General features: G+C 40.0%; 15 protein-coding genes. 5 read left to right on the top strand and 10 right to left on the bottom strand.

All coding sequences use genetic code 11. The features are described 5' to 3' along the window. The 3 genes from DFQ12_RS28310 to DFQ12_RS22805 form a co-directional block, all read left to right on the top strand. Nucleotides 1-228: hypothetical protein (locus DFQ12_RS28310; RefSeq protein WP_208642612.1), on the top strand; the 228-nt coding region annotated here is incomplete at its 5' end. A gap of 666 nt (nt 229-894) precedes the next feature. After that, on the top strand, nt 895-2,301 hold the full coding sequence (locus DFQ12_RS22800) for a Gfo/Idh/MocA family protein (protein ID WP_208642613.1): 1,407 nt from the start codon (nt 895-897) through the stop codon (nt 2,299-2,301). Between the two features lie 69 nt (nt 2,302-2,370). Continuing rightward, entirely contained in the window at nt 2,371-3,408 is a 1,038-nt protein-coding gene (locus DFQ12_RS22805; protein ID WP_120261375.1) for a formylglycine-generating enzyme family protein, read from the top strand. A gap of 44 nt (nt 3,409-3,452) precedes the next feature. On the opposite strand, the gene carB is transcribed toward DFQ12_RS22805, so the two are convergent. Continuing rightward, nucleotides 3,453-6,272, bottom strand: a complete 2,820-nt coding sequence (gene carB / locus DFQ12_RS22810) for a carbamoyl-phosphate synthase large subunit (RefSeq protein WP_108636098.1) — start codon at nt 6,270-6,272, stop codon at nt 3,453-3,455. A 261-nt stretch (nt 6,273-6,533) separates the two neighbouring features. Further along, complete coding sequence (locus DFQ12_RS22820) at nt 6,534-8,792, bottom strand: beta-N-acetylhexosaminidase (protein ID WP_120261377.1); 2,259 nt, start codon at nt 8,790-8,792, stop codon at nt 6,534-6,536. A gap of 150 nt (nt 8,793-8,942) precedes the next feature. On the opposite strand from DFQ12_RS22820, the gene lipA reads away from it, so the two are divergent. Further along, a complete protein-coding gene (lipA, locus tag DFQ12_RS22825) occupies nt 8,943-9,824 on the top strand; it encodes a lipoyl synthase (protein WP_120261378.1) in 882 nt (293 codons plus the stop codon). 194 nt (nt 9,825-10,018) lie between these two features. On the opposite strand, the gene DFQ12_RS22830 is transcribed toward lipA, so the two are convergent. From DFQ12_RS22830 to upp, 8 genes are all read right to left on the bottom strand, one after another. Then, nucleotides 10,019-12,616 (bottom strand): carboxypeptidase-like regulatory domain-containing protein, encoded by a 2,598-nt coding sequence (locus tag DFQ12_RS22830; RefSeq protein ID WP_244211827.1) that lies wholly within the window; start codon nt 12,614-12,616, stop codon nt 10,019-10,021. A 62-nt stretch (nt 12,617-12,678) separates the two neighbouring features. Next, nucleotides 12,679-13,581, bottom strand: a complete 903-nt coding sequence (locus DFQ12_RS22835; RefSeq protein ID WP_120261380.1) for a GLPGLI family protein — start codon at nt 13,579-13,581, stop codon at nt 12,679-12,681. A 126-nt stretch (nt 13,582-13,707) separates the two neighbouring features. Beyond that, entirely contained in the window at nt 13,708-15,351 is a 1,644-nt protein-coding gene (locus tag DFQ12_RS22840) for an amidohydrolase (RefSeq protein WP_120261381.1), read from the bottom strand. A gap of 189 nt (nt 15,352-15,540) precedes the next feature. Continuing rightward, nucleotides 15,541-15,951, bottom strand: coding sequence for a BrxA/BrxB family bacilliredoxin (locus DFQ12_RS22845; protein WP_104385107.1), 411 nt, complete (start codon nt 15,949-15,951; stop codon nt 15,541-15,543). A 145-nt stretch (nt 15,952-16,096) separates the two neighbouring features. After that, nucleotides 16,097-16,630 (bottom strand): AAA family ATPase, encoded by a 534-nt coding sequence (locus DFQ12_RS22850; protein WP_120261640.1) that lies wholly within the window; start codon nt 16,628-16,630, stop codon nt 16,097-16,099. Between the two features lie 23 nt (nt 16,631-16,653). Next, nucleotides 16,654-17,256, bottom strand: coding sequence for a nicotinamide riboside transporter PnuC (pnuC, locus tag DFQ12_RS22855; RefSeq protein WP_120261382.1), 603 nt, complete (start codon nt 17,254-17,256; stop codon nt 16,654-16,656). A 52-nt stretch (nt 17,257-17,308) separates the two neighbouring features. Further along, nucleotides 17,309-17,782 carry a ribonuclease H-like YkuK family protein gene (locus DFQ12_RS22860; protein ID WP_046672303.1) on the bottom strand — a complete coding sequence of 158 codons (474 nt, stop codon included), beginning with the start codon at nt 17,780-17,782 and terminating at the stop codon, nt 17,309-17,311. Between the two features lie 103 nt (nt 17,783-17,885). Further along, on the bottom strand, nt 17,886-18,533 hold the full coding sequence (gene upp / locus DFQ12_RS22865) for a uracil phosphoribosyltransferase (protein ID WP_120261383.1): 648 nt from the start codon (nt 18,531-18,533) through the stop codon (nt 17,886-17,888). Between the two features lie 284 nt (nt 18,534-18,817). On the opposite strand from upp, the gene uvrB reads away from it, so the two are divergent. After that, nucleotides 18,818-20,851, top strand: a complete 2,034-nt coding sequence (uvrB, locus tag DFQ12_RS22870) for an excinuclease ABC subunit UvrB (RefSeq protein ID WP_120261384.1) — start codon at nt 18,818-18,820, stop codon at nt 20,849-20,851. Nucleotides 20,852-20,879: the final 28 nt, after the last annotated feature.

The following is a 20,879-nucleotide window of genomic DNA, read 5'->3' on the forward strand; positions in this document are numbered from 1 at the left end:
AACAGGTGGGAGAGTAGGTCGGTGCCTTTTTTTACACGGAAGCCCTTGCTGGAAACAGTCAAGGGCTTCTTTCGTTTACATACTTCCCAAAAGGTTCCAAAGAACCATGGCGGCGTGCTTAAATTGTATACGCTACTTTCAATGTACATGCATTGGGCTTGCTGCATCGAAAGGCACGGTAATAACACCACGTGCTACAGACCCAGTGTAGACTCCTGCCCGCTTTAGGTGCGATAGCAGCTAACAACATAAGGCATTTATAAGCTAAATTGAGCCGGACAGCCTACCTACTGCCTAAGCACCTATCCTAATCCACGTTTTTGTTGGCCGCCTTACTGCAATGATCTTTACCGATAGGATCTGCGATTACCTGATTTTTTCCTGAATAGAAGCCGCCAGTGCTCAATCTATCCACTCACTTATGAAAGCGGCTTGATGATTGGATTCGGTAACCAAATTACTGGATGGTTAGATATTCTGCAAGTGATTCCCGATTCGACTCGTGGTAGCGCCGGTAAAAGAATACTTGGCAACGGAGATCTCGAGTATAAAGGAATAATAAACTTATCATCTTGAGTATATGCTCTTTAAGTTTTTGCTATGAAATTGAAATCATGAATTTATCTAACGGTCACACTTTCGGTAAAAAAATAATGATTATAATAAATTAAGCAATCGTTTGTGTAGATTAAACAAACGATTGCTTTAAAGTTTGATTTTTTATTTCGAGAAAAGTGTTATATTATTGTTATAGAGATTAAGTTCTTTAGTTAGAACCAAGTATAAATCCAAATCCAAATGGATTTTTCTTATTGACTGTTTAGTTTGTTTTAAAATAGGTGATTTTTTAGAGGGACCATTTTGGTCCCTTTAAATTTACATGAACTTTAAATTATGGATTCTAGAAGAGATTTTTTAAAAAAAGCCGGAATTTTATCATCGCTGGCTGTTTCACTTCCTACGTTGGTTAATGCAAATGCAACTGCAGAAGCATTTAATATGTGCGGTTATGCTGCACCCAAAATTGATAAAGTGAGAGTTGCTGTAATTGGATTGGGTATGCGTGGTCCTGGTGCAGTCGAACGACTATCTTTTATCGAAGGTTGTGAAATCGTTGCACTTTGTGATAAACATCCAGAAAGAGTTGAGAAAGCACAGAAGATTCTTACCTCAAAAGGTTTGAAGGCTGCAAAGTCTTATTCTGGAGAAGATGGCTGGAAGTCATTATTGAAGGAAGAAAAACTGGATCTGGTCTATATCTGTACACCTTGGGACTACCATGCACTCATGAGTGTTGCAGCTATGAAAGCGGGTAACCATGTGGCTTGTGAAGTGCCAATTGCATTAACAATAAAAGATTGTTGGGAGGTAGTCAAAACATCTGAAGCAACAAAAAAACATTGTATGATGTTGGAGAATTGTTGCTATGACTTTTTCGAGATGTTGACATTGAATATGGCCCGCCAGGGTTTATTTGGTGAATTGATCCATGGTGAAGGTGCTTATATCCATGACTTATTGGATTTGAATTTCTCAAAGAATGGTTATGATAATATGTGGCGTCTAAGGGAAAATATTAAATACAATGGAAACCTCTATCCAACTCACGGACTTGGACCTGTCGCACAGTGTCTAAATATAAATAGAGGAGACAAGATGGATCATCTTGTCGCGATGTCGTCCAATGATTTTATGATGGGTGAGAAGGCTAAGGAACTCGCTGGAAAGGATTCGTTCTTTCAAGAATTCGTCGGAAAGAAATACCGTGGCAACATGAATACGACGCTAATTCGCACCGCGAAGGGTAAAACAATTATGCTACAACATGATGTGACCTCGCCTAGACCATATTCAAGACTTCATACGTTAAGCGGTACAAAAGGTTTTGCCCAAAAATACCCAACTGAGAATATTGCTTTTGGTCATGAATTTATTAAAGAGGAAAAACTCAAAGAATTATATGATAAATATACGCCAGAATTAGTGAAATACATCGGTGATAAAGCCAAAGAAGTTGGTGGTCACGGAGGTATGGACTTTATGATGGACTGGCGCCTAATCGACTGTTTACGTAACGGGTTGCCGTTGGATCAAGATGTCTATGACGCTGCTTCATGGAGTTGTATTGTACCATTAAGTTTTGAGTCCGTTGAAAAGAACTGTAAAACGGTAGCAGTTCCGGATTTTACAAAAGGTGCATGGAAAAATAATAACCCAGTGGATATCACCTTAAAAGGTGGTGGTAATACACCTATTCGCTCAAAAAATGCAAAAAAAGAAAATGTACAATTGGATGTATAAAATCTGCATCTAGGTCAATAATTAAAAGGGGAGCATTTTATTGTTCCCCTTTTATGTTTATCTTTAGGTATGTTAATCAATCTGACGCTAGTTACCTGTCTATCTATATTTTCCGCAAATGATACCCTTTCATGTTGTGTTGGTGAAAATATACCTACACGGGCCGGGATGATCAAATCTCAGTTATCCAAACAAAGCAATAATACCACTGGAAAGATGGTTTTAATTGAAGGTGGTAAATTTCTGATGGGAAGTTCGAATTTCGAAGATAGTAAACCTGTACATGCTGTAGAACTCCATTCATTTTATATGGATGAGCATGAAGTTACAAATGCGCAATTTGCCCAATTTGTAAAGGAAACGGGCTATGTGACGGTAGCTGAGCGAAAACTTGACCCAAAAGATTTTCCCGGTGTGGATCCGAATATGTTGGTTCCCGGATCTGCTGTATTTTCAAAACCCAAAGAACTCAACTCTTTAAATAATTATCTGATGTGGTGGGAGTATGTTCCGGGGGCAAATTGGCAACATCCTGAAGGGCCTAATAGTTCCATAAAAGATAAAATGAATTACCCAGTTGTCCAGGTTGCCTATGAGGATGCGGCTGCCTATGCAAAGTGGGCTGGAAAAAGATTGCCTACTGAAGCTGAATGGGAGTACGCCGCCCGTTCGCGTAAGGATACCAATGGTGACCTGTATTATTGGGGGAAAGAGCTGAAACCAAATGGTAAATGGACGGCCAATATTTATCAGGGGAAATTCCCTGTTGAAGATTCAAAAGAGGATGGTTATGAAGGTGCGGCGCCAGTGAAATCTTTTCAGGCGAACGCTTTAGGACTCTACGATATGGAAGGGAATGTCTGGGAATGGTGTTCGGACTACTATAGACCAGATTATTACAAGAATAGCGTGGCGTCAAATCCCACGGGACCGGAGAGTTCGTATGATCCACAGGAACCTAATCTCGAGAAACGTGTCCAACGAGGCGGATCGTTTCTCTGTAATGATCAGTATTGTGAACGTTATAAAGCAGGAAGCAGGGGGAAAGGTGAGGTAAATAGCCCAACAAATAATGTCGGTTTCCGATGTGTAAAAGATATAAAATAGAAAAGGCTTGCATTTGCAAGCCTTTTCTATTTTATAGAGATACCTTATTGTGCATTCAAAAACATTGATTTTTGATTGTACAATTCTCTGAAATATGGATCTTGAAGATCTTTGATAAAGCGGATTGCTTCACCAGTTGATTTCATTTCAGGGCCTAATTGTTTGTCTACCTCAGGGAATTTATTGAAGGAGAATACAGGTTCTTTAATAGCGTATCCTTTCAATTTACGTTCGATCGTGAAGTCACTCAGTTTATTAACACCTAACATCACTTTTGTCGCGATGTTGATGTAAGGAACATCGTAAGCCTTCGCGATGAAAGGAACTGTACGTGATGCACGTGGGTTAGCCTCGATGACATAAACATTCTCACCTTTGACAGCAAACTGAATGTTTAATAGACCACGTACATTTAGTGCTTTCGCTAACTTGATCGAGTATTCTTCCATTTTATCCTGAACAGCTTGGGATAGTCCGAATGGAGGCAATACTGCCGAAGAGTCTCCGGAGTGAATACCAGCAGGTTCGATGTGTTCCATCATACCGATGATATGTACATCTTCACCATCACAGATAGAATCTGACTCCGCTTCTTCAGCACGATCCAAGAAGTGGTCGATCAGGATATGATTACCAGGAAGGTTTTTCAATAAGTTAACAACTGCTTTTTCCAAGTCTTCGTCATTGATGACAATACTCATACCTTGTCCACCCAATACATACGAAGGGCGAACCAAAACTGGATAGCCAACTTCGTTAGCAACTTGTAATGCTTCTTCTGCCGAAGTAGCCACACCATATTTTGGATATGGAATATTTAATTCTTTCAAAAGATCAGAGAAACGACCACGATCTTCTGCCAAGTCCATATTTTCGAAAGAAGTACCAATGATTTTTACACCAAGCTGCTCCAAGCGTTCAGCCATTTTAAGTGCTGTTTGTCCACCCAATTGAACGATTACACCTTCAGGTTTTTCTAATTCAATGATCTCACGAACATGCTCCCAGAATACAGGCTCAAAATATAACTTGTCGGCCATATTAAAGTCTGTCGATACTGTCTCAGGGTTACAATTAACCATGATTGCCTCGTAACCACATTCTTTGGCTGCCAATAACCCGTGTACACAAGAGTAATCGAACTCGATACCTTGACCGATACGGTTAGGACCTGAACCTAATACAATGATTTTCTTCTTGTCTGAAGAGATGGATTCGTTTTCTTCTTCAAATGTTGAATAGTAATATGGAGTTTGTGCTGGGAATTCCGCGGCACAAGTATCAACCATTTTGTAAACCCGGTTGATGCCAAGCTCCTTACGACGATCATATACCTGATCTTCTGTTACATTACCTAGCAACCAAGCAATCTGTACATCTGAATAACCTTTTTGTTTTAAGGTCATGAAGAAATCGCGTGGGATATTATTTAGTTGGTAACGACGTAACTCTTGCTCAAGATGTACTAACTCCTGGATCTGTACCAAGAACCATTTGTCGATACGTGTTGCTTTACGAATTGATTCCAATGGAACACCTAATTCGAATGCATCTTTGATATGGAACAAACGGTCACCGCTTGGATGTTCTAAGCTATCCATGATCTCGTCCAGATTTCTCCATTGACGACCATCGGCACCTAGACCAGCGCGGCCAGTTTCAAGTGACTGACATGCTTTCTGTAAAGCTTCGATAAATGTACGGCCGATTGCCATTACCTCACCTACAGCTTTCATCTGAAGACCTAATTCTTTGTTTGCACCTTTGAACTTGTCAAAGTTGAAACGCGGGATCTTAACGATGACGTAATCTAATGTTGGTTCGAAATATGCTGAAGTAGTCTTAGTAATCTGATTTTGCAACTCATCCAAGTTGTATCCGATCGCTAATTTAGCTGCAATTTTTGCAATTGGGTAACCAGTTGCTTTCGATGCTAAAGCTGATGAACGAGATACACGTGGGTTGATCTCGATTGCAATGATTTCTTCATTTTCTGGATTTACCGAGAATTGAACGTTACATCCACCTGCAAATGTACCGATCGAGCGCATCATCAGGATAGCCTGATTACGCATATCTTGGTAGCATTTGTCCGATAATGTCATACCTGGAGCTACTGTGATCGAGTCTCCAGTGTGGATACCCATTGGATCAAAGTTTTCAATTGTACAGATGATAATGACATTGTCGTTGGTATCGCGAAGCAATTCTAACTCGAATTCTTTCCAACCCAATACAGCTTGTTCGACTAAAACCTCGTGTGTTGGTGATGCGTGTAAACCTCTATTTAAGGCTGCATCAAAATCTTCTTTTCTGTGTACAAATCCACCTCCTGTACCTGCTAAGGTATAGGAAGGACGTATAACAAGGGGATAACCAATTTCTTGTGCAGCTTCTTTACCTTCCAAGAATGAGTTTGCGATCTTTGATGTTGCAACGCCCACACCAATATCAACCATTAATTGACGGAATTCTTCACGGTTTTCAGTTTTTTCAATGGCAGCAACATCAACACCGATAACTTTTACATTGTATTTTTCCCAAAGACCTAGGTTGGAAGCTTCGATACATAAGTTCAAAGCTGTCTGACCACCCATGGTAGGAAGTACAGCGTCAATATTGTGTTTTTGCAATATTTCTTCAATACTTTCGCAAGTTAATGGAAGTAAGTAGACATTGTCTGCAACAACTTTGTCCGTCATGATTGTTGCAGGATTTGAGTTGATGATGGATACTTCAATACCTTCTTCTTTCAATGAAAGGGATGCTTGAGATCCAGAATAATCAAATTCACAAGCTTGACCGATAACGATGGGACCTGATCCGATGATTAAAACCGACTTAATGGAAGTGTTTCTTGGCATTATATCTAGTTCAAAAAATTAAATTTCCTATTGTAAATCTGAGCAAAGACAATCAAAAATAGCTCATGGGGAAGGGTCATTCCGACTGCTTTGTCGGAGTGCAAAGTTACATTTTAAATTTTGAAAATGAAGTATTTATTTTAATAATATTTCAAAATAAAATGACCTTTATTGGAAAAGTAGTCTTGAAAGCAGTAATAATAGTTGGAAAACGTAAGGAGTGGGTTCTCCAACTATTATCGTGAGTCGTTTATTATTCGGCTAATAAACAATAATTTCATCTGTAAATAAATATCCTTTTTTCGGGTTACTGGCTTTGATTTTTATGTAGCGTGCCTGTTGTGCTTTATCAAGTTTAAGTTCGAATCGTTTAAAAGTTAATTTGGATTCTTTATCGGATATATCATTTATCACCGTACCTACTTTTCTAAAGCTACGTCCATTATCCGAAAGAAAGACTTCCATTTCACCAGGCATGTAAACTCCCGGACCTATCATTTGCATAAAATTCATGGCAACCTGATGAATTTCTTCTCTTCGCTCTAAATCGACTACGACATCAATCGGACTCGTAAAACCTTGCCATTGACCATCGTGGTAAGAGAGTCCCCCCATTAGACCATTGGTTAAAGTCGAATCTTTTTGGGCTGGATATCCAGACCATTGTGTGTTGTAAGTTACTTTTTTTCCGATAGCGCGATGAATATCAATATCAAATGACAATGTAGGACCTATTTTAATGGAGTCCTGAAAATATGCTGCATTGATATGTCCTGTTGAACTAAGTTCAAATGGACCGGTATATGGTGTAGACTGAATCGTAGGTTCACTTCCATCAATTGTATATCGGATCTGATCCGTGTTCAATTGCTCTGTTGTAAGTGTAATTTTGTTGTTGTTTTTAATCGCATTATACGATGCTATATAGGCAACATTGAACGAGGGACGATAGTAGTTCAGATTCAGTTCTTGCAATAGCTTGTAGTGTGATTGTAATCTTCGTTGAAAGTCAGCCCAGCTTTTTGCATCTTTTGTGGTCCAATTGACTTCGGATAATGCTAATGCACGTGGAAATACCATATATTCAACATGCTCCGTCGTCGGCACATATTCTGTCCATATATTCGCCTGCGCACCCAGGATATGTTTGGCTTTATCACCTTGTATCGCAGCTGGAATAGGGTCGTAGGAGTAGACTTTATCAAGTGTTAGATAGCCTCCAATAGCTTCGGGTTGTGTTCTTGGGTCTGTCTGATAGGAATCGAAATAAAGATGTGAGCCGGGAGTCATAATGACATCGTGGCCCGCATTTGCAGCTTTTATTCCGCCCTCTTCTCCACGCCAACTCATGACTGTTGCTCCTTCGGTGAGTCCACCTTGTAAGATCTCATCCCAACCAATAAGCTTTCTACCCTTTGATTGCAGGTACAGATCCATTTGTTTGATGGCATAACTTTGTAATTCGTCAACGGACTTTAAACCTTCCTTCTGCATAAGAGCTTGATCTTTTGGACAGGTTTCCCAATGTTTCTTTTCCGCTTCATCACCTCCAATATGAATATATTGAGAGGGGAATATGGTCAGTACTTCATCCAGTACATTTTTTAGAAACTCAAAAGTCTTTTCATTGCCAATGCAAAACTCGCCTTGGCTGTAGGGCTTCCCTGAACAGGAAAGTTCGGGATACACGGCCATTACTTCTTCTGAGTGTCCGGGCATTTCTATTTCCGGAATGACATTGATGCCTTTTCGGGCGGCATAGTCGACCAATTCGCGCGCTTCTTCCTGTGTGTAAAAGCCACCACTGGCATTTGGATTTCCTTTTTCCACATATTGACGTCCATTGTTCCACCAATCTTTCCAATGGGTATGTGTACGCCAAGCTGCTTTTTGTGTTAATTCTGGATATTTTTTAATCTCCAGTCGCCATCCCGCTCCATCTGTCAAATGCCAATGAAAGTTATTGAACTTATAAATGGCCATGACATCGATATATTTCTTTACGAAAGAAAGTGGCATAAAATGACGGGAAACGTCTAAATGTAATCCTCGGTATGAAAAACGAGGTTCATCAACGATAGTCGCAAATGCTATTTTGCTGGGATCAGCTTGTAGATAGCCTAATTGAACCAAGGTATAAATCCCATTGATGACCTGCGGAGTATCCCAGGCTTTGAGCAGGAGACCTTTTTCATCAATTTGAATCGAATAGGCATTTTTGCCGAGGTTGTCTGCATCAACCGCCTTTACAATACGAAAGCCTTCTTTTGGTGCTTTTTTGTTTTTCTTCAGCACTTCAAGGGTTAAACTCTTGATCGCAGGATGTTCAGTAAGCAATTGCACCGCTGGTTGGAAATCATCAGAAACAATAACTGTGAGTTGTGTTGGGATGGTATATATTCCAGTCGCTACGGTCACCTTGGAAGGCTTGGGAATAATGTCAAAATTACTTTGGGCCTGCGCACTAAAAATGCAAGCTCCCCCAAGCAATAACAGGGATAAAGATTTGCTCAATCGCATAGTAAAGTATTTAGATCAATAGATAATCAACACAAATATCCTAATTTTTGTTTCATTATTCTATTATTGCCGTCATTCGATAAGTATTTATGATATAAAACCAACAAATTGCCCAATAGAAATTACATTTTTAATCCTTAACTTTGTTGTATGATTGAACTTCCAGTTATTCCGGCAACTCCTGCACAACGCAAGCCAGATTGGTTGCGTGTCAAATTGCCTGTTGGTAAAGAGTATAGACATGTCAGAAGTCTTGTAGATGAGCACAAATTACATACAATTTGTGAGAGTGGAAATTGCCCAAATATGGGTGAGTGTTGGGGGGCAGGAACAGCAACCTTCATGATATTAGGAAATATCTGTACACGTTCATGTTCGTTTTGCGCTGTAGCAACAGGTCGTCCTTTGCCAGTAGACTTGGATGAACCAAATAGGGTAGCCAATTCTGTGAAGTTGATGCAGGTAAAACATTGTGTTATCACTTCTGTAGACCGTGATGATCTAAAAGATGGCGGTTCTACAATTTGGGCAGAAACGATTAATGCAATCCGTAAAGAAAGTCCAGAAACAACTTTGGAAACATTATTGCCAGATTTTAAAGGTCAATGGGACAATTTGGATCGTGTCATTGCGGTTCGCCCAGAGGTCGTTTCACATAATCTGGAAACTGTACGTCGATTGACTAGAGAAGTACGTGTTCAGGCGAAATATGACCGTTCTTTGGAATGTTTGCGTCGGATTTCAGAAGCAGGTCTTCGTACGAAGTCAGGTATCATGTTGGGTCTTGGTGAAACGGAAGAAGATGTGATTGAGGCAATGCAGGACTTATATAATGTTGGTGTTCATATTTTGACTCTTGGACAATACTTACAGCCAACGAAAGCACATCATCCCGTTATCGAATTTATCACACCAGCTCAATTTGAAAAATATAAAAAAATTGGTTTGGAAATGGGATTCAAATATGTTGAATCTGGGCCTTTGGTTCGTTCATCTTACCATGCTGAAAAGCATTTGTTCGATATGCAATAATAGCGTGCTAAACGATTATACTTCTTGGAAAAACAAAAGTTGTTTCCATGTTAACATATAAAATGCCCAGGTGGAATAATTCACCTGGGCATTTTTATGGGACCTTCTTTCCTTTAGTCGGGCACAGGGAGGAGTGGTCTTTCATTTAAAGATCTGATTTCATTTAAAAGAGCTGGTTATCATAAGTTTAAGATCTAAAGATTAAAGACAGCGCGTAGTAAAATCGTTCTTCCACGTAGTTCAAATTCATTTTGGGAAATCATATTGGCTGTTGTCATGTAGGTCCGGTAATTTTTTATATTGGTTAAATTGCTCATATCCAATTCAAAGTCAGTTTTCCAGTTGTTCAATCGATAACGCGTAAAAACATCTATAAAGGTATAACTCGCATTCTTCATATTCGTCTGGAAAGTGGAGAGGTTACGTAGGTTTACGCGTACATAGCCGCTTTTGAAAGGGCTTATAGGGAAACCTAAGTTATGTATCATCATGGTTGTTTTATTCCGAATCAGATGGTCTTTCCCCTGTTGTTGGCTTCTATTCCAATTGAGTGTACCTGTATAGGATACATTATAGGGTTTGAATATTTTTGTTTCAAAACTAGGTTGGAGGCTGTAATTGATGCTTTTTATGGGAACAACACTACTGTTTAGCAATTGATTGAATCGGGAATATGCAATACTACCTTTTAACTTGAGTGTACTTGCCAAAGGAAATATATATTTATCAAATCCAATCTGTGAGGACCAGCGTTCTTGCAGATTGTCCATATTAACCAATATATTCTCTGTGATATCGTCTTTTATAATTGAGGATAACATCGTATTGGATGAAAGCCTTGAATAGCTGATTCCTGCATTAGCAAATAATATTTTCAATGTACGTGCCAGATTGTAATTGAGATTAAAGGTATGTTTTTGAGATTCATTCAGCGCAGCATTGTTTTGGCTAAGCATCCTATAATTGCGTAGTACTGCTCCACGGAATACGTCTTCAATATTCCCGATGTCCTGGCTATATTGATAGGCAAATTGGAGATAATCTTCTTGGGAGGCTCGCCAGCGTGCTTTTAGCCCGGGGTTGATCAACCATGAATTTTTTGAAATGTCCAAAGCCTGTGTATTATCGTTATAATGGGTGATCAGGTAGGTGATTGGGATATCGAGGTGAGCCTCGAAGCGATCGTTTTTCCAGTCATACTGTGGTGTAATGAATACTTGAGATCTGCTCCAGTGTAGATCGTTGCTCGTATTTTGACCTGGTCTTGTATCCATCTGTTCATTATCTTGAAGATATAATAATGAAGTAAAATGTTGGCGATCGGTATTGAAACCGATCTGATATTGCTGCTTGATCTTACTTTTATTGAAGTGGTAACCTGTCGAAACCTCAGTGAAAAATGAGGGAACCTCAATTTGCTGAATGGTACTTTTGTATGGAATGCTGTCATTTAATATTTCAGGAAAAACACCTGGATAAATCTGTAGAGATTGTGGTTTATTCCCATAGTTTAATGTCCAATTAACGACTATAATATCGTTGTTTTTTAATTGCGGTATATAACTGAACTGATTGCTGATTCCTTTGATATGGTGTTTTTGAAATTGGTCAATTTTACTGGTCGAGTTTGTTAATAGGGCTTTTATATCTTTTTTTTCATATTCAAAGGAGAGTATTTCGCTGATGTATTTTTTTTCTGTATTCACGGATGCCGAGAGTTTTGCCGCCCCTAGCCATTTCTCTGCTCTGATAGCGTTTTGTTCTTCAAAGGATACATCACCTCCATCGAGTAAATATCGTGTACTAGCCGCGTTATTCTGCCTTTCCTTATCAAATAGTAACTGAATATTTGATTTCAATTGCCATTTGTTTTTGAAATTATATAGATTATTGGTGTTGAGGGAGCCTGTATTGTTAAAGTAATAGTTGTTTTTTGGGATATTGGGAGCTCCAGTTGTACTTGTTGCAAGGAGATTGTTAATAGAGGAAGCGCCAAACTTTGCGAGTAAAGATGACTGGTTATTGCCTACGACATCAGCAGAAAGATCCCTACCGATGTTATTTGCACTGAGTACATTCAGCATTTTAACTTTTTTGTTAAAAAGGATTGTGTTTAGCTCGGGGTCATAGTTATTGGGAGTACCAGCCGCTATTTTAGCCTGTCCAGTTAACTTTAACTTAGCATCTTCTTTGATGACAAGGTTAATGGCTACATCGTCTGTAAATCTTTTGTTTTTAAGTACTTTATAGTGCTCATGGTTATCGAGTACCTGAATGTCTTTGACCATTTTGTGCGGAATTGTTCGTGTGCCTATTCCGTAACGATCTTCTAGCAGATCATCACCGTCAATGTAAAGTTTGGAAACAGTTTTGTCCTGATATTTTATTAAGCCAGATTCTGTCACCTCCATACCGGGTAGGCGTTTGATGACGTCTCCGATATTTCGATCCTCCTCCTTAGCAAAAGAACCTACATCATAGGAAATGGTGTCGTTGGAACGATTTACTTTGGGTTTACTCTTTACAATGACATCTTTTAATAGATTTGTTTTGGGGGTTAAGATAATCTGGAGATCGGTCGACTTGTCACCAATTTGCTGTTCGAATTTTTCGTAAGTAAGATGGTTGATCTGCAGGTATATGGTGGTATATTCTTTAGCAAGTTTTATCATAAACCGTCCTTCCTTATCAGTCGTTTTAAAAGCAATGATTTTATTTTCAGACAGGATATTTATACTTGCAAAGGGTATGGACTTCTGTGTATTTGCTTCTTGTACCTTCCCACTAATCATTTGTTGGGCAAAACAAATTTGCCCAAACCAAATGATTAAAAATAAACACATAGATACTTTCATTAAGGTATTAACTCAATCGGATTATTGGTGACTTTAGAAGGTTTATATAGTTCATCTTTCCGTATATTAAAACTTTTGATCCGAGACACATCCATACCACCATCTCCAGTTTTCGCGCCAGTGCTTGAACCACTTTTAACAGTAATGGCATTGCCGGAACCTAAACTGATACTTCGACTCTTTGCCGATTGAGCGTTCATATAGGCTTGTGGATTTGCTTTAAATGCAGCTTGGATTTTTTGAACTTCTTCCAGTGAGGTTGTAATCACGCCTTGTGGTAGGGCCACCTGTACTTTACTGTCTTCGAGTTTATCAAATCCAGCATAGGCAAAAACGACCTCGTTTTTTGTGTCCCTTGCATCCAAAATGAGCCCCGGTAGTCCATGAAGTTTCCAAGGACCATATGGAAATGGCAGCTCTGTCGTAAACCAGACTTCATAGGTACGACCTTTGAAAGTTGTTTTTGCATTTTGACAACTGTATCCTCCAATCTCCTTATGATCACCTAATACTTCCCATTCCTGAGCTGGGTAAGTCTGTGGTATAGCAAACTTGTCCCCAGCAACGGATATCAATTCTGTCATTTTGTTGTTGTTGAAATCGAGTAAATAGGATGTCCCTAAAGGTGTCGTTCGTGTCTGGATAGTTATATTCCCATCAAAGGAGGGGGCATCCATCTGTTTTTTGACCTCATCCTGCATACGATCCGTGGAGTATGAGGTATAGAAACTGGCCTGTTGATTAAGATAGGCGACCGTTTCGTCGCGAATAAATTGATCACGCTGCGTAGTGTCATTAATGTGTTTGAATTCGTAATGTACTTTAGCTATTGCTGGCAAGTTTTCCTGAGCAAATAGAATCTGTATAGCTACAGATAATAAAAAGGATAATGAATATTTCATAATATTATGTCTATATCGTAAATATACGAAATATTCGTAATAATGAAAATTATTGTAACTTTTCACTACTATCCCGTGAATGGTGCTTTTCTGGAAGGATGAGACGCAGTTCTGTTAGGTGTGAAACTATTGTTGTTGTCTATTGAAAACAGTTTCTCCAGCAATTACCGTTCGTATTGTTTTTACGTTCCGCAATTGTTCGTTTGGTGTTTTGAGGATGTCTTGTTCAAGGATAACAAAATCGGCGTCTTTGCCGGCTTCTATGCTTCCCCGTTTTTTCTCCTGAAAGCAGGAGTATGCCGCCCAGATTGTCATTCCGCGCAATGCATCTTCCCGACTGATAGCATCCTGAATTTGGAAGCCCTGATCTGGGTAACCTTTTTTATCAACACGAGCCACAGCTGCATGAAAGCCATACATCGGATTGAAATGTTCAACCGGGAAGTCACTTCCCAGAGCGAGTTTGCCATATTCTTTCAAGAGATGCTTGTACGCATAGGCGCCTTTCATTCGCTCTTCTCCTAGTCGGTCTTTTGCCCAATACATATCAGATGTGGCGTGGGTAGGTTGCACAGAGGGGATAATCTGGAATTTTCGGAATTTATCGAAGTCGACAGGCGATATAATCTGTGCGTGTTCGATACGCCATCTGCGATCTGTATGTGGCTGGAGGTATTTGCCATAGATATCCAAGATAATTCGGTTAGCTGAATCACCGATCGCATGGGTGTTGGCCTGAAAATTACTGGCGGCAATCGCTTTGATCATATTTTCATATTCCTCTGGGCTATGCAAAAGAAAGCCATGTGTAGGTGCATCATGATAGTGAGCGAGCAGACAAGCTCCCCTTGAGCCTAATGCGCCATCTGCGAGTAATTTGAATGATTTGATTTCTAAACGATCCGTTTCGTAAAATCCCTGTGCTATAAATGAGGAGATATTTTGCGGATTGCCAAGGATCATCGCATAATCTCTAAATTTCAATTCCCCATCCTGATAGTATTTTTTTAATAAGTTGAGTCTTTCTTTTGATAAACCTGCATCCACAATAGAAGTAAGGCCCACAGAAAGCAATGAGTCCTGGGTTCGCTTTAACATTCTCAGGTACTCTTTTTCACTGGGTACCGGGATTGTTTTGTTGACCAGATCCATTGCATTGTCGATCAAAAGACCATTCGGGGTATTGTTGCTTCCACCGACAACGCCACCATGAATAATTGGAATATTTGTCAATTTGGCCCATTCCAGGGCTTTGGAGTTTGCCACTGCGGCGTGATAATCTACCCTTATCAGGTACACTGGTATATCTGGGAAAGCTTTATCCAGTAGTTCCTTTGTAGGGAAGGATTTGTCTTTCCAGCGATTTTGGTCCCAGCCACCGCCGATGAGCCAGGTTTTATTGGGGTTCTTTTGCTGATAACTTTTGACCCGTTGAATCACTTCTTCGAAAGAATCTGCGCCATTCAGGTCGACCTGATCCATCAGTTCGGCTTCATCAAATAGATGAGCGTGCGCATCGTAGAATCCAGGATAGATCGCTTTCCCGTCTGCGTCTATTTTCTCTTTGGCTTTATACTTTCGTTGGATCTCGTCGTCTGAGCCTATTGCAATAAATTTACCATCCCTGACAGCAAATGCCTGTGCTGTGCTGAAGGTGGAATCAACGGTATACACTTGGGCATTGTACACAATCAGGTCTACCTTTTCTTGGGGGGAACAGGCAAGGAAGATCATGGAAAAAAGGAAAAGAATAACTGGAAAGTTTCTCATATCCTAAAAATAGAAAAAAGTGTTTATAAAGCGAGGGTTATTTCTTTAAAATATGATTTGATTGTAGTATCGTATGAATTTGCTGAAATATCGTTTGGTATATTATGGATTAGCGTCGAGAGCGGATAACAAAAACGGCTATCCAAATAACTCAGATAGCCGTTTTAATTCAAAAATCAAAATATGTGATTAGCAGTACTCGTCAAATGCAGCAACTAAATTGTCAGCAATCATTTGTGCCGGGCGACCTTCAATCATATGTCTTTCAATCATGTGTACCAATTTACCATCTTTGAACAACGCCATTGCTGGAGAAGATGGAGGGTAAGGCAACATGTAGTTACGTGCTGTGTTAACAGCATCAGTTTCCATACCTGCGAAAACAGTAACTAGTTTTGCAGGATGTTTTTCGTTTTTTACAGCCGCTTTTGCTGCAGGACGTGCATTTGCAGCCGCACAACCACAAACGGAGTTAACAACGACAAACACAGTTCCTTCTGAAGCGATTGCAGTATCAACTGCTTCTGGAGTTTTTAATTCTTCGAATCCCGCATCAACTAACTCTTGACGCATTGGAGCTACTAAATATTCTGGATACATTATTTCTTAAGTAAAAATGTTAATATTCTAATTTAATTCGGTAGAGCGCGATTTTCTGTTTCACATTAAATGATCTTTTGCCAAAGCGCTATACTTTACTTTTACAAATATAGATGTAAAAGGCTTTCTCGTCAAGGTGCTTGTCTCAAATCAATGTCAGAAAATCGTTAACAGCTGTTAAGCCATTTTCCAATCGCTGCTGTCCCTCCCCTGAGATAATGCGATATTGACCACTGATAGCTTTTAATTCTTTTTTCCATACCTCCATAAAGTGTTCCCGTTGCTCCGGAAAATCTCGTAATGGATCGTCTTGCCAAGGTAGATCTATATCCATCAGCAGGTATAGGTCATAGGGGTGTTGCTGGATCTTATCGGTAACTTCTTTTGGAGTATGATCGAATAGATGGTCAGACCAGATTTTGACGGTCATAAAGGTGGTATCACAGATCAGGATGTTTTCCTTTGCTAATGGAAGGAGTGCTTCTTCCAACGCGACCTGTCCATAAAACATGTTGACCTCATCCTGTAAGGTATATTTATTATTGAGACTCTGACAGTAATAGCGCGAATACTCCGGTACACAGACCGTTTGAAATTTTTCAGCGAGATACCGTGCCATGGTTGACTTCCCTGTAGACTCGGGGCCTACGACGGCAATTTTTATTAACTCTTTTCCCACATCTATCTTTTTGATAGGCAATATTACGCAAAATTTCTATAGGTTTTTTGCCAGTCACGGTAACCATTCCATGCAATAACGGCGAATACGAGATACAGTACAGCTGTTAGCATAAGCTCTTTGTGTATATACAATGGAATATAACAGATATCGACGAAAACCCAGAGAAGCCAGTTCTGAAGTAATTTCCTCGTCATTAGAAATTGAGCCACAAAGCTAACTGAAGTACAGAAGGCGTCGATATAGGGAACATCAGAATTTGTCTTACTGTCCAAAAGGTAGCCTATTGCTGCTGTCAGACAAATAATGACAAGTATGCTCAAGATGAGTTGATTTCTATTGGCCTTAACAATCGGTTTCTTTTTTTCTTCCTTTCGCTTATGCCAATAATACCAGCCATACACGGCTGTGGATAGAAAGTAAAATTGTAATACGGTATCACCGTAGAGTTTTGCATCATAGAAAAGAATGGCATAGGAAACCACACTGATAATGCTAATCGGCCAGTTCCATATATTTTGCTTTGCGGCCAAATAGACACAAAGGAAGCCAGTTAGCGTACCTAACCATTCGAGCCAAGTGGTTTGGGCAAATTGACTGGCAATCTGCTGAAAAAAATCCTGCATCTGGTGTATTAAAAATTACACCTTAAAGATACAAAGTCTACCCAAAAGTTAGCTATTGCACCTGTTTATTGGCGCAATTGGTGCTCGCAAAAGACTCAGGTTTGGCCTTAAATACGAACCCCATACCCATAATATATCCCATCGCTTCTTTGAGGGCTACATTTGACTGAAAATTTGGATTGGTGTTGATGTCGGCGTGGACTTCTAGGTCTACTTTGTGTTTTTCGAGGAGGGGGCAGAGTTGGTAGGCGATGTCGATGGATTTTTGGACTTCGAGTAGCATCCGTTCTTTAATACTCATTCGGTGATGCCTTTTGTCCCGTTGGATAAACATAAATCCACCTTTATGTTCCCTGAGAAAGACGATGACGGTGGCGAAGTCGATGATTCCTCTCTTTACTTGGGAATCAGTGCCGATATAAACCTTGAGCTTGTTTCCTAGGGCGTCTTCTCGTTTAATGACTTCCTCAACAGCATCGAAAATCGTGGAGCGAATGGATTCGCCATTGTATTTTTGCCATCTCATAGTGGTATAAATTAGATATATATAAATTAAACTTCATCATTGACATAAATTTACTGAATTTCAATGATCTAAGTGTTAATTTAATTTTAAATAATTCTCCACATTAATGAAGTTTTTCACCATAGGCCAGATCTCCGGCGTCGCCAAGACCGGGAACGATATAGGCTTTTGTTGTCAATTCGTGGTCAACATCACCCACCCAGATATGCGCAGTCGGAACGAAAGCCTTGACATGGTTTAATCCTTCTTCCGATGCAATTGCTGCAACAATATGTAATTCCTTAATCTCATATTCGGCCAAAAGATCTTTGCAACATAAGACCAGGCTCTTTCCGGTAGCCAGCATCGGGTCGACGATGATAACTGTTCTATTATCTAAATTCGGTGTATTGACGTATTCTTTGTGAACTTCAAATTCGCCACTCTTTTTGGTATGCCGATAAGCCGCGATAAAAGTATTGTCGGCTTGGTCAAAGATATTTAATAAACCTTGATGAAAGGGAAGTCCTGCCCTTAGGATAGTGGCTAATACCGGCTGTTCCATCAATAGTTGTGTCTTGGCAACGCCCAAAGGTGTTTCAACCTCGACGGGTTTAAAGGCCATGGTTTTGCTGATCTCATAAGCAAATACTTCTCCGAGTCGTTCCAGATTCCGACGGAAACGCATGCGATCCCGCTGAATAGTGACATCTCTCAATTCTGCAATAAAATGATTTGCAATGCTATTTTGGGTAGATAGAATAGTGACCATGACCTGCGTGCTAGTTCTGTTAAAGCTAAAGATAGTAAATAATCAACTGAAAGTAATAACATCTGCGGCATAATTATAGTTTGATATAAAATGGTAAAAAAATTAGTAAATTTGTGTGAAGACCATTTGAAATATGGCCCTAGACCGTATGTTACAAAATCGTAACATTTATAGATTATCATTGTGTGCATGTGACGGATTTTTCTAAGCTGGGATTTAGCGATGCTTCGCTGCTGATGCTTAGCAAAAGGTCGAAATAGTTTTCTTTAAGAAATAGGAATTGTATGAAATTTGAATTGACATCAGAGTATAGACCGACGGGTGATCAACCAGAGGCAATCAAAGAATTGGTAGCAGGTGTGGACCAAGGTGAACAATATCAGACGCTCTTGGGTGTTACCGGATCTGGTAAAACATTTACTGTAGCCAATGTAATTCAAGAAACCCAGAAACCAACCCTGATATTAAGCCACAATAAAACATTGGCTGCTCAGCTGTATGGTGAATTCAAACAGTTCTTTCCGAATAATTCGGTTAATTATTTTGTTTCTTACTATGATTATTATCAGCCGGAGGCATTTATAGCTTCCACGAATACGTACATTGAAAAAGATCTGGCGATCAATGAGGAAATAGAGAAGCTACGATTGGCAACGACTTCATCATTGATGTCCGGACGACGGGACATTGTTGTGGTTTCTTCCGTCTCCTGTATTTATGGTATGGGAAATCCCGAAGATTTCTCGCGATCAATTTTTCGTTTTGGGGTTGGAATGACAATAACCCGGAACGCCTTTTTGCATAAATTGGTCGAAATCCTCTATTCTAGAACAACAACTGAATTTAAACGTGGTACCTTTCGTGTCAAGGGAGATACCGTCGATGTATACCCCGCTTATTTAGATTTTGCGATCCGTATCTCCTTTTTTGGTGACGAGATTGACGAATTGAGTGAGATCGATCCGGTATCTGGTAAGACCTTGAATAAAATGGAGGATTTAGCCCTTTTCCCAGCGAACCTTTTCGTTACTCCGAAGGAGAAATTTAAGGAATCTATCTGGGCCATTCAGGATGAATTGATGCAGCGTAAAACACAGTTGGAGGAGGAAGGGCTTATGTTGGAAGCTAAACGTCTGGAAGAACGTGTGAATTACGATCTGGAAATGATGCGCGAACTTGGTTATTGTTCTGGAATAGAAAACTATTCTCGATTCTTTGATGGAAGACAGCCGGGGATGCGTCCTTTCTGTTTGCTGGATTATTTCCCGGAGGACTATCTGCTTGTCATTGATGAAAGCCATGTTACCTTGCCGCAGTTACGGGCCATGTATGGTGGTGACCGCTCACGTAAGGTCTCTTTGGTGGAACATGGTTTCCGCTTACCTGCGGCCATGGACAATAGACCGCTCAACTTTCCGGAGTTTGAATCGTTGACCAATCAGACGATTTATGTTTCGGCGACTCCCGGAGATTATGAATTGCAACAGACGGAAGGTGTCGTTGTTGAACAGGTCATCCGTCCGACAGGCTTATTGGATCCCATTATTGAGGTTCGTCCGGCTATAAATCAGGTGGATGATTTCTTGGAAGAGGTAGACAAAACGATCAAGGAAGGAGGCCGTATCTTGGCGACGACTCTGACCAAACGGATGGCTGAGGAGTTATCCAAATATATGACCAAGTTGAATCTGAAAGTTCGTTATATACACTCCGAAATTAAGACTTTGGAACGTGTAGAGATTTTACGGGGATTGCGCTTAGGTGAGTTTGATATTTTAGTTGGCGTGAATTTACTTCGGGAGGGATTGGATTTACCCGAAGTTACACTGGTGGCTATTCTCGATGCCGATAAAGAGGGCTTTTTACGTTCGGAGCGCTCACTGATCCAAACGATCGGACGTGCTGCTCGGAATGATAAAGGACGGGTGATCATGTATGCGGATAAAATGACAGATAGTATGCGCGTAACAATTGATGAGACCAATCGACGTAGGGAAAAGCAAATGAACTATAATATAGAACATGGTATTACGCCACGAACGGTTGGAAAGACCAGGGAAGAAATTCTGGAGCAGACCTCTGTCGCCGATTTCTCAGGCGTTGAGCAAAAGTTTTATGTTGAGCCAGATCCTACGCAGGCTATTGCAGCGGATCCTGTCATGCAGTACCTCAGCGAAAAAGATCTGAAAAAAGCGATTGATGCTGTTCGCAAGAAGATGGATAAAGCTGCGAAAGAAATGGACTTCTTGGAAGCCGCCAAATACCGTGATGAAATGTTCTCTTTGGAAAAGCTCTACGATGAGCGTTTTTCATCGTAAATGAGATATACTTACTTTTTAATAAGGC

It is taken from the genome of Sphingobacterium detergens, assembly GCF_003610355.1.
GTDB lineage: Bacteria > Bacteroidota > Bacteroidia > Sphingobacteriales > Sphingobacteriaceae > Sphingobacterium > Sphingobacterium detergens.